General features: G+C 64.4%; 8 protein-coding genes. 5 read left to right on the top strand and 3 right to left on the bottom strand.

The genetic code is table 11. From position 1 onward, the window contains the following. Positions 1-79: 79 nt before the first annotated feature. The 5 genes from LB554_RS28085 to LB554_RS28065 are packed head-to-tail and all read left to right on the top strand — an operon-like array spanning position 80 to position 5,286. The gene (locus tag LB554_RS28085; RefSeq protein WP_224588067.1) at positions 80-1,621 is read left to right on the top strand and encodes a sugar ABC transporter ATP-binding protein; all 1,542 of its coding nucleotides are present in this window, start codon (positions 80-82) and stop codon (positions 1,619-1,621) included. Then, positions 1,618-2,598 carry an ABC transporter permease gene (locus LB554_RS28080; protein WP_224588064.1) on the top strand — a complete coding sequence of 327 codons (981 nt, stop codon included), beginning with the start codon at positions 1,618-1,620 and terminating at the stop codon, positions 2,596-2,598. Before LB554_RS28085 ends, LB554_RS28080 begins: the two co-directional genes overlap by 4 nt. Continuing rightward, positions 2,595-3,596, top strand: a complete 1,002-nt coding sequence (locus LB554_RS28075; RefSeq protein ID WP_224588063.1) for an ABC transporter permease — start codon at positions 2,595-2,597, stop codon at positions 3,594-3,596. The genes LB554_RS28080 and LB554_RS28075 overlap by 4 nt, the downstream gene beginning before the upstream one ends. Next, complete coding sequence (gene rhaM / locus LB554_RS28070) at positions 3,596-3,913, top strand: L-rhamnose mutarotase (protein ID WP_140660704.1); 318 nt, start codon at positions 3,596-3,598, stop codon at positions 3,911-3,913. The genes LB554_RS28075 and rhaM overlap by 1 nt, the downstream gene beginning before the upstream one ends. Then, positions 3,910-5,286 (top strand): FGGY-family carbohydrate kinase, encoded by a 1,377-nt coding sequence (locus LB554_RS28065; RefSeq protein ID WP_224588062.1) that lies wholly within the window; start codon positions 3,910-3,912, stop codon positions 5,284-5,286. Before rhaM ends, LB554_RS28065 begins: the two co-directional genes overlap by 4 nt. Here LB554_RS28065 and LB554_RS28060 read toward each other — a convergent pair whose 3' ends face one another. The 3 genes from LB554_RS28060 to galE all read right to left on the bottom strand — a co-directional run bounded on the left by LB554_RS28060 (position 5,287) and on the right by galE (position 9,479). Then, positions 5,287-7,113: an alanine racemase gene (locus LB554_RS28060; RefSeq protein WP_224588061.1), complete on the bottom strand. Its 1,827-nt coding sequence runs from the start codon at positions 7,111-7,113 to the stop codon at positions 5,287-5,289. It lies immediately after the preceding gene. Between the two features lies 1 nt (position 7,114). Next, a complete protein-coding gene (locus LB554_RS28055) occupies positions 7,115-8,365 on the bottom strand; it encodes a D-amino acid dehydrogenase (protein WP_224588060.1) in 1,251 nt (416 codons plus the stop codon). Between the two features lie 118 nt (positions 8,366-8,483). Continuing rightward, complete coding sequence (gene galE / locus LB554_RS28050; RefSeq protein WP_140614724.1) at positions 8,484-9,479, bottom strand: UDP-glucose 4-epimerase GalE; 996 nt, start codon at positions 9,477-9,479, stop codon at positions 8,484-8,486. Between the last annotated feature and the right edge of the window lie 265 nt (positions 9,480-9,744).

Raw genomic sequence — 9,744 nt, 5'->3', positions numbered from 1 at the left:
GTAGCTTTTAAGTGGCCGCGGCGGGACTCACATCCCGCCGCGACTTCAAACGGACCTAGTTTCAGGGCTTGATACGGATATGGACACGACGGCCCGACATAGCGAGACCGACGAGCGGCTTCCCGCCTCCGCTCCCCGCCTGGCGCTGTCCGGCATCTCCAAGAGCTTCCCCGGTGTCCGTGCCCTGCACAATGTCAGCCTGTCGCTCTATCCCGGCCAGGTGACCGCGCTGATCGGCGAGAACGGCGCCGGCAAGTCGACGCTGGTCAAGATCATGACCGGCATCTACCAGCCCGATGCCGGCACGATCAGCATCGACGGCCAGGCCGTCGCGCTGCCCAGCGCGCACGCCGCCTTCGGCCATGGCGTCACCGCCATCCATCAGGAAACCGTGCTGTTCGATGATCTCAGCGTCGCCGAAAACATCTTCCTCGGCCATGCGCCGCGCACGCGCTTCGGCACCATCGACTGGCGCACGATGCGCAAGAATGCGCGCGAAGTGCTCGACACCATGCATGCCGGTCATATCGATGCCGATGCGCGGCTCAGGGATCTCGGCATCGCCAACAAGCATCTCGTCGCCGTCGCGCGCGCCATGTCGATCGACTCCCGGATCGTCATCATGGACGAGCCGACCGCAGCCCTTTCGATGAAGGAGATCGAGGAGCTTTTCCTTTTGATCGAATTCCTCAAGGAGCAGGGCAAGGCGATCCTGTTCATCAGCCACAAGTTCGACGAGATCTATCGCATTGCCGACCGCTACACGGTGTTCCGCGACGGCGAGATGGTCGGCGAAGGCCTGATCAGGGATGCCGGCCAGAGCCAGATCGTGCGCATGATGGTCGGCCGTTCGGTCGACCACATCTTTCCGCAGCGCAAGGCCGAGATCGGCGCGCCGGTGCTTTCCGTTTCCGGCCTGTCGCATCCGACCGAGTTCAGGGATATCGGGTTCGAACTGCACAAGGGCGAGATTCTCGGCTTCTATGGCCTGGTCGGCGCCGGGCGCAGCGAGGTAATGCAGGCGATTTCAGGCATTACCCGCATAAGCGCCGGCACGATCACGCTGGATGGCAAGGCGATCGCGCCGAAATCGGCCGCGGATTCGATCGAGGCCGGCATCGTCTACGTGCCGGAAGAACGCGGCAAGCAGGGCGTGGTTATCGGCCTGCCGATCTTCCAGAATGTTTCGCTGCCATCGCTCGCCCGCACCTCCAAATCAGGCATGCTGCGGCTGGCGGAGGAGTTTTCGCTGGCCCGTTCCTACACGGAACGGCTCGACCTCAGGGCCTCCTCGCTCAGCCAGGATGTCGGCACGCTATCGGGCGGCAACCAGCAGAAGGTGGTCATCGCCAAATGGCTGGCGACGTCGCCCAAGGTGATCATCCTGGACGAGCCGACCAAGGGCATCGACATCGGCTCCAAGGCCGCCGTGCACAGCTTCATGGCCGAACTGGTGGCGCAGGGCCTGTCGGTGATCATGGTGTCGTCCGAACTGCCTGAAATTCTCGGCATGTCCGATCGCGTCGTCGTCATGCGCGAGGGCCTTGTCGCGGCGGTCTACGACAACAAGGGACTGGATGCCGAGACGCTGGTCAGGACAGCAGCAGGGATCGCGGCATGAAAGCTTTCCTCAAATACCGCGAAATCTGGCTGCTCGCGGCCATCGTCGTCTTGATCGGGCTGATCTCGACGCGCTTCCCCGCCTTTGCCGACCCCGGCAATCTGCGCCAGGTGTTCAACGACACCTCGATCCTGATGATCCTGGCGCTCGGCCAGATGGTCGTCATCCTGACGCGCTCGATCGACCTGTCGATGGCGTCGAACCTCTGTTTCACCGGCATGGCGGTGGCGATGCTGAACGCCGCGCACCCGGCGATCCCGATCCCGCTGCTGATCGTCATCGCGCTCGCAGTCGGGCTGGTGCTCGGCGCCATCAACGGCCTTTTGGTGTGGCGTCTGAACATCCCCTCGATCGTGGTGACGCTGGGCACGCTCACCATCTATCGCGGCGCCACTTTCGTCCTGTCCGGCGGCGCCTGGGTCAATGCCGACAGGATGAGCCCGGAGTTCATCGGCTTCCAGCGCGCTGCTTTCCTCGGCATTCCGGTTCTGTCCTGGATCGCTATCCTGGTGATCGCGCTGTTCTTCGTGCTGATGACGCGCACCGCGCTCGGCCGCTCGATCTATGCCATCGGCGTCAATCCGACGGCATCCGTCTATACCGGCATCGATGTCGGGCGGACCAAATTCATCGTCTTCTGCATCTCCGGGATGACCGGTGGCCTCTGCGGTTATCTCTGGATCTCGCGCTATGTGATCGCCTCGGTCGAGGTCGCCAATGGCTATGAGTTGAACATCATCGCCGCCTGCGTCATCGGCGGCATCTCGATCGCCGGCGGCATCGGCTCGGTCGGCGGCGCAGTGCTCGGCGCGCTGTTCCTCGGCATCATCTCCAACGCTTTGCCGGTCATCAACATCTCGCCCTTCTGGCAGATGGCGATTTCCGGCAGCGCCATCATCCTGGCGGTCGTGCTCAACGCGCGCGGCGAACGCCAGCAGGGCCGCATCATCCTCAAGAAAGTGGAAGCGGTGACATGACCGACGTCCCCGCCCCGCGCCACATTCCCGACCGGCTCGACAAGCCGCTCTCTTCGGCGATCTTTTCCTGGGAAGCGCTGCTGGTCGTGGTGGTCATCGCCATCTTTGCCATCAACAGTTTCGCCTCACCCTATTTCCTCGATCCGTATTCGCTGTCCGATCTCACCTTCAATTTCACCGAGAAGGGCCTGATCGCGTTCGCCATGGCGCTGCTGATCATTTCGGGCGAGATCGACCTGTCGGTGGCCGCCATCATCGCGCTCGCCTCGACCATGATGGGCATGGCGGTGCAGGCCGGCGCCGGCACGCCAGTGCTTGTCCTGATCGGCATCGTCGTTGGGCTCGGCTGCGGCGCCTTCAACGGACTGCTGGTCACGCGCCTCGGCTTGCCTTCCATCGTCGTCACCATCGGCACGATGAGCCTGTTTCGCGGCATCGCCTTCATCACTCTCGGCGACCAGGCCTACAAGGGCTATCCCGAAAGCTTCGCCTTCTTCGGCCAGGGTTATGTCTGGTGGGTGGTGTCGTTCGAACTGGTGCTCTTCCTCATCGCCGCGGTGGTCTACTGGGTCCTGCTGCACCGCACGAGTTTCGGCCGCCGGGTCTTCGCGATCGGCAACAATCCGGTCGCGGCGCAGTTTTCCGGCGTGCGCGTCGGCCGCATAAAATTCATCCTGTTTTGCCTGACCGGCCTGATGTCGGGCATCGCCTCGGTGCTGATCACGTCGCGGCTCGGCTCGACGCGTCCGTCGATCGCACAGGGCTATGAGTTGGAGGTCATCACCATGGTGGTGCTCGGCGGCGTCAGCATCCTCGGCGGCGCCGGCAGCATCGTCGGCGTGGTGCTTGCCGCCCTGATCATGGGGCTGGTGACCTTCGGCCTCGGCCTGCTCAACGTGCCCGGCATCGTCATGTCGATCTTCATCGGCCTGCTGTTGATCATCGTCATTGCGCTGCCGATCGTCTGGCGGCGGCTGCGCGGGGGATGCTTGGCCTGATGCCCGAGAAATACGCATTCAAGATGATGCTCAAACCCGGCATGAAGGCCGAGTACAAAAAGCGCCACGATGAAATCTGGCCGTCGCTGGTCGCGTTGCTGAAGCAGGCCGGCATCTCCGACTACTCCATCCATCTCGACGAAGAGACGAACATCCTGTTCGGCGTGCTGTGGCGGCGCGATGATCACGGCATGGACGATCTGCCTAAGCATCCGGTGATGCAGCGCTGGTGGGCTGAAATGGCCGACATCATGGAGGCGAAACCGGATAACGAGCCGGTGGCGGTGCCGCTGGAAATGATGTTCCATATGGAATGAGCGCGGTCCGCCACATCGCCGTCATCGACATCGGCAAGACCAATGCCAAGGTGGCGCTGGTCGATCTCGCCACATTGAGGGAGGTGACGCTGCGCCGGCTGGCGAACGCGCCGGTGCGACAAGCGCCCTACCCGCATCATGATGTCGGAGCGCTATGGGCGTTCATCCTCGACAGCCTTGCCGACCTCAATCGCGAACAGCGCATCGACGCAGTTTCGATCACCACGCATGGCGCGACCGGCGTGCTGGTCGATGCCACGGGCGAGCTGGTGCTGCCTGTCCTCGATTATGAATACGATGGGCCCGATGAGCTGGCGTCCGACTATGACGCGATCCGCCCGCCCTTCTCCGAGACCGGCACGCCGCGCCTGCCGCTCGGCCTCAATCTCGGCGCGCAATTCTTCTGGCAGCAGCAAAGTTTCCCGACGGAGTTCGCCAGGGCCGCCGCGATGCTGATGTACCCGCAATACTGGGCGCTGCGCCTGACCGGCGTGGCCGCCAACGAGGTCACCTCGCTCGGCTGCCACACCGATTTGTGGAACCCCTGGACGGGGGATTTTTCGGCGCTGGTCGATCGCCTGGGCTGGCGCGAGCTGATGGCGCCGGTGCGGCCGGCCAGGGACCGGCTTGGCTCGATCCTGCCCGCGCTTGCGGAGCGGACCGGGCTCGATCCACAAACCCCGGTCTTTTGCGGCCTGCACGATTCCAACGCCTCGCTGCTGCCCCACCTCCTGTCAGATGCGCCGCCCTTCTGCGTGGTCTCGACCGGCACCTGGGTGGTGTCGATGGCGGTCGGCGGCAAGACGGTGGCGCTCGATCCGGCAAGGGATACGCTGGTCAATGTCAATGCGCTCGGCGACCCCGTGCCCTCGGCGCGGTTCATGGGTGGCCGCGAATTCTCGCTGCTGACCGAGGGCTCGGCGCAGAGCTGGAGCGACAGCGATGTCACCGCGGTGCTGGCGCGCAAGACATTGCTTTTGCCTTCGATCCAGCAAGGCTCGGGGCCGTTTCCGCATCACACCGCCGCATGGCGCAAGGGCGAGGCGATCCCTCCCGGCCAACGCTTTGCCGCCATCTCCTTCTACCTGGCGCTGATGACGGCGACCTGCCTCGACCTCGTCGGCGGCGATGGCCCGACGACCGTCGAGGGGCCTTTCGCGCGCAATCAATTGTTCACGCGGATGCTCGCCGCGAGCACTGGCCGCGCCGTCATCGCATCGGAAGCCGCTACCGGCACCAGCATCGGGGCCGCCCTGCTTGCATCGGACCAGCGCGCGGCGCATGGCAAAGGTCAAACACTGGAGCCGCCGGCCGATCCGGCCTGGGCGGAGTATATCAGCGCATGGCGGGCGGCCGTCGAGGCTATTGGCTGATCAGAGAATCCGCTTGCCGAAGGCCGACATGACGAAGTTGACCGCGTCGCTACCGATCCTGGGCTCCAGATCGGCACCCAGGCCGGAGACATCCATCGACAGCAGCCCGCCGGAAAGCGCGATCGCCTCCATCGCCTGATGCGTCTCGCGCACGGTGAGGCCGCCGGAGCCAGCCGCCCAGCCGGCGAATTCGGTCGCCGTGGGCGAATAGCTGACATGAAACCCTTGCGTGCCCGAGGTGGCGATGCGGATTGCCTCGTGCATCAGGTCGCGCATGCCCATCGCGTCGATATCGGTCATCGTGAAGGCCGAGACGCGCGAATCCTTCAGCACCCGCACTTCCGCCGGGTCGGCATGGCGCAGCCCGATGATGACGACGTTTTCCGGCGACAGCTGCGGCTGCAGCGCGTCGGCCTTGTGGTCGAGGCCAAGCGAGCGCGCCAGTACCGACGCCTCCGGCAGGTCGATGCCATCTTCGTCCTCCGGCATCAGCGCGGCGATGGAATCGATCCAGATCAGGCCGAAGGAGTGGGTCGCGCGGGCCGTTGCGGTCAGCGCCTTGTGCGCGATGCGACGATCGGCGCCGGCGGCGAACCGGATCAGGCCCGAGGGCGGTCGATCGACATCGGCCAGTTCGACGACGTCGAAATTCATCGCCTCCAGCCGGGCGCCGGTTGCTTCGCGCGCGAGGATGCGAGCCGCTTCCGCTTCGGCCGAGATCGACACCATCTTGCGGCCGGAGAAATCCGCGACATCGTGCATCGGTGCTTTTTCGACATATTCCGAGGTCATCGCCAGAAGCATGGCGCCGTAGCTCATGCGGAAGGCGACGCGGTCACCAACGGCGAGCGGCGGGTCGGCATCCTGCACATCGAGCAGCAGATGGTCACTGGAGGCGCCGAGCACCCTTATCCCCTTGGCGATCGGCGTCAGTCCCTCGACCAGTACGTCCTCGCGGCCGATATTGGCGATGGCGCGCAGCCTGTCGCCTTCGTCGGGAAAGACCGGCTGGTTGCCGAAGGCGTCGTAGCCGGAGGTGCCGATCGGCCGCGACGGCTTGAGCTTGACCTCGATGACGTCGCTGGTCAGCCGGCAGGCATCGGGTTCGAGTTCCGCCCATGGGACATCGCGGAAGGTCTCGACACCGCCCTGCAGGATCGCCTCGCCGATGCGCAAATTGTTGATGCCGGCCGGCAATTTGCCTTCAAGCAGCAGCGGCAGCGACGACGACGCGCCGCCGGAGATGAAGTCCAGGCTTTTCCCGGACAGGCGTTCGGTCTTGTAGGCATGAGCGACGAGCTGGCCGAGATTTTCCTCCGTCGGCATGATGGCGCCGAAGCAACCGAGATTGGTGCCGATGCCGGCGATGCGCACGCCCTTCATGTCGAGAATCCGCTCGACGGTGGGGATGAGGTCGTTCGGCCAGATGCCTTCGCGGAGGTCGCCGAGATCGATCATCAGCATGATGTCGTGGACGCGGCCCATACGCTCGGCGGTGCGCGAGATCTCGCGGATGATCGTCAGCTCCGACTGCAGGCTGACGTCGACGGTGCGCACCACCTCCTCGACGCGCGCCATCGGCGGGCTGCGCAACAGCATGATCGGCGCGCTGATACCGCTGTCGCGCAGCCGGCGGATGTTTTCGAAACGCGACTCGGCGATCCCGGAGACGCCGCCGCGCAGCATGGCGCGTGCCACCTGCGGCATGCCGCAAGTGCCCTTGGTGACGCCGAAAACCTTGATGCCCGAAAGCGCGCAGCGGTCCACGATGGTGCGCGCATTGCGCTCGATGCGGCCAAGGTCGATGGCGACTTGCGGTCCCGACATCCTATCCCCTGTAGACCAGGCCTTGCGGGTCGATCTCCGGCTTGCGGCCGGCGATGAGGTCGGCGAGAAATTTTCCCGAGCCGCACGCCATGGTCCAGCCGACATGGCCGTGGCCGGTGTCGAGGTAAAGGTTGCGGTATTTCGCCTGGCCGATGACCGGCACCGAGTTCGGCATCATCGGCCGCAAACCTGCCCATAGCTCGGCCTTCCTCTCGTCGAAAGCACCGGGGAACAGGTCCTTGCCGGTTCTGAACATGGTGGCGAAGTCGCTGGGTTTGTGGGTGCGGTCGAAGCCGGTGAATTCGGCGGTCGAAGCCAACCGCAATCGATTGCCGAGGCGCGAATAGGCCATCAGCTGATCCTCGTCGGCGCCGCCCATGGTCGGGCCTTTGCTCTCATCCTCCAGCGGAATCGTCGCGGTATAGCCCTTCACCGGATAGACCGGCAGGTCGATGCCGTAGCGCCGGCCGAGCAGGCCGCTCTCCGGCCCCATCGATATGACCACCGCATCGCCGGCGATCGGTCCGGACGAGGTCATCACGGCGCGCACCCGGTCGCCTTCGATTTCGAGGCCCTCGACCGTCGTCCCATAAAGGAATCTCACGCCAAGCTTTTCGGCGGCATAGGCAGCGAGGTTTTCCACGAACTGCCGGGAATCACCGGTCTGGTCGATCGGCGAGTAGACACCGCCGGCGATCTTTTCCTTCACCCCGGCAAGACCTGGTTCAAGCTCGACCAGCCGGTCGCGGCCGACGATCTCGATGGGCAGGCCATGCTCGGCCAGATAGCGGTAATTGTCGGTGCCGGTGTCGAGACTGTGCTGCGAGCGGAAGAAGTAGAGGATGCCCTTCTTGCGCTCGTCATAGTGGATGCCGGTACCGGCGGATATGGCGTTGATGCAGTCGCGCGAATAGAGCGCCAGCCGCAGCTTGACCTGGCTGTTGGCCCGCAGGCGGGCCACCGTGCACTGGCGAAGGAAGCGCAGGCTCCAGGCGAGGAAATAGGGATCGAAGCGCAGCCGCACCTTGATGCCGAGATCATGATTGTAGAGCCCGCGCAGGAACGTCTTGAGTGCCGCGGGCGAGGCCCAGGCGGTGGCGTCACCTGGAGACACCAGCCCGGCATTCGACTGGCTGGTGCCTCGCGCCGGCGCCGCATGACGCTCGATGACGGTGATCTCGTGGCCGTCTGCGGCCAGATAGTAGGCTGCCGCCGTACCGACGACGCCGGCACCAAGCACCGTTATCTTCATGCCATCCCCCAAAGCTCATTGCGGCACCGCGCCTCCACGCTGTGTCGCGAACACTTGCATAGCGCGTCGCCGCGCGCCTTGCGAGCCCTGGGCTTGTGAGCCCCTGGGGAAAGCGCGCTCAGCCCCGCGCGGAGTTCTTGCTGGTCAGGATGCGTTCCCAGGACAGCGCGTCGTTGACGATCTGGTCGAGATCGTCGCGTTGCGGGGTCCAGCCCAGTTCGGACCGGGCGAGATCGGAATTCGCAACCACCGCCGCGGCATCCCCGGGACGCCGGTCGCCCATCCTGACCTCGAAATCATGGCCGAAGGCGCGCCGCACGCTTTCGATCACCTCGAGCACCGAATAGCCATGGCTGTAACCGCAATTGGCGACGAGGCTGGCGCCCCCGGCGCGCAGCCGCTGCAAAGCCAGGCGATGCGCGGCGGCCAGATCGCTGACGTGGATATAGTCGCGCATGCAGGTGCCGTCCGGCGTCGGATAGTCGGTACCGAAGACCTGCATGAAGGGTCGCTTGCCGAGCGCGGTCTCGCAGGCGACCTTGATCAGATGGGTGGCGCCCGGAGTGGACTGGCCGGTGCGGCCCTTCGGGTCGGCGCCGGCGACGTTGAAATAGCGCAGCGCCGTGTAGCGGATGTCGTGCGCAAGGGCCGCGTCGCGCAGCATCCACTCGCTCATCAGCTTGGACAGGCCATAGGGCGATTCCGGCGCCAGGCGGGCATCCTCGCGCACCGGCTCCAGCCCGGCGCCGCCATAGACGGCGGCTGTCGAGGAGAAGATGAAATTCGGCACGCCTTCGCGGACCGCTGTTTCGATCAGCGTGCGGGTCTTCGAGGTGTTGTTCTCGTAGTAGGCGAGCGGATCGGCTACCGATTCCGGCACCACGATGGAGCCGGCGAAATGGATGATGGCGTCGACATGATTGTCCCGGATGATCCCGCCGACCAATTCCTTGTCGGAGACATCGCCGACAATCAGCTTTGCCTCCGGCGCCACTGCCCATTCGAAGCCGGTGGAAAGGCGGTCGAGAACGACCACGCTTTCGCCTGCATCCAGCAATTCCCAGACCATATGGCTGCCGATATAGCCGGCGCCGCCTGTCACCAAAACCGTCATCCCAAGTCCTCGCTTACCCAAGATTTATCGGAAACTGTCTCAACAACCGCCTTACTGGAAAGCCCGGCGCATGACCATTAGAACGAGAGGTAACCGGCGTTCACTTGATGTGGCATCATGCGGAAACAAAAGTGATCCACTGAGCGTGTCGTGAAGCGGAATAGGCCACGATCCGCCAACGTTAGGAACAGGTGCGGGGCGTGGCATTTTGACCAAAATGGCCCGGTGGACGGCCAAAAGGCCAATGATTATGATGCCGCGCAAA

The sequence above is a fragment of the Mesorhizobium sp. CO1-1-11 genome, from assembly GCF_020164995.1.
GTDB classification, from domain to species: Bacteria; Pseudomonadota; Alphaproteobacteria; order Rhizobiales; family Rhizobiaceae; genus Mesorhizobium; species Mesorhizobium australicum.
The sequence above is the reverse complement of the archived record's forward strand: the minus strand, read 5'-3'. Positions and strand labels throughout refer to the sequence as shown.

Excerpts from the sequence above, each read along its gene's own strand:
- LB554_RS28085 (WP_224588067.1), top strand. The coding sequence starts at position 80 with ATGGACACGACGGCCCGACATAGCGAGACCGACGAGCGGCTTCCCGCC.
- LB554_RS28080 (WP_224588064.1), top strand. The coding sequence starts at position 1,618 with ATGAAAGCTTTCCTCAAATACCGCGAAATCTGGCTGCTCGCGGCCATC.
- LB554_RS28075 (WP_224588063.1), top strand. The coding sequence starts at position 2,595 with ATGACCGACGTCCCCGCCCCGCGCCACATTCCCGACCGGCTCGACAAG.
- rhaM (WP_140660704.1), top strand. The coding sequence starts at position 3,596 with ATGCCCGAGAAATACGCATTCAAGATGATGCTCAAACCCGGCATGAAG.
- LB554_RS28065 (WP_224588062.1), top strand. The coding sequence starts at position 3,910 with ATGAGCGCGGTCCGCCACATCGCCGTCATCGACATCGGCAAGACCAAT.
- LB554_RS28060 (WP_224588061.1), bottom strand. The coding sequence starts at position 7,113 with ATGTCGGGACCGCAAGTCGCCATCGACCTTGGCCGCATCGAGCGCAAT.
- LB554_RS28055 (WP_224588060.1), bottom strand. The coding sequence starts at position 8,365 with ATGAAGATAACGGTGCTTGGTGCCGGCGTCGTCGGTACGGCGGCAGCC.
- galE (WP_140614724.1), bottom strand. The coding sequence starts at position 9,479 with ATGACGGTTTTGGTGACAGGCGGCGCCGGCTATATCGGCAGCCATATG.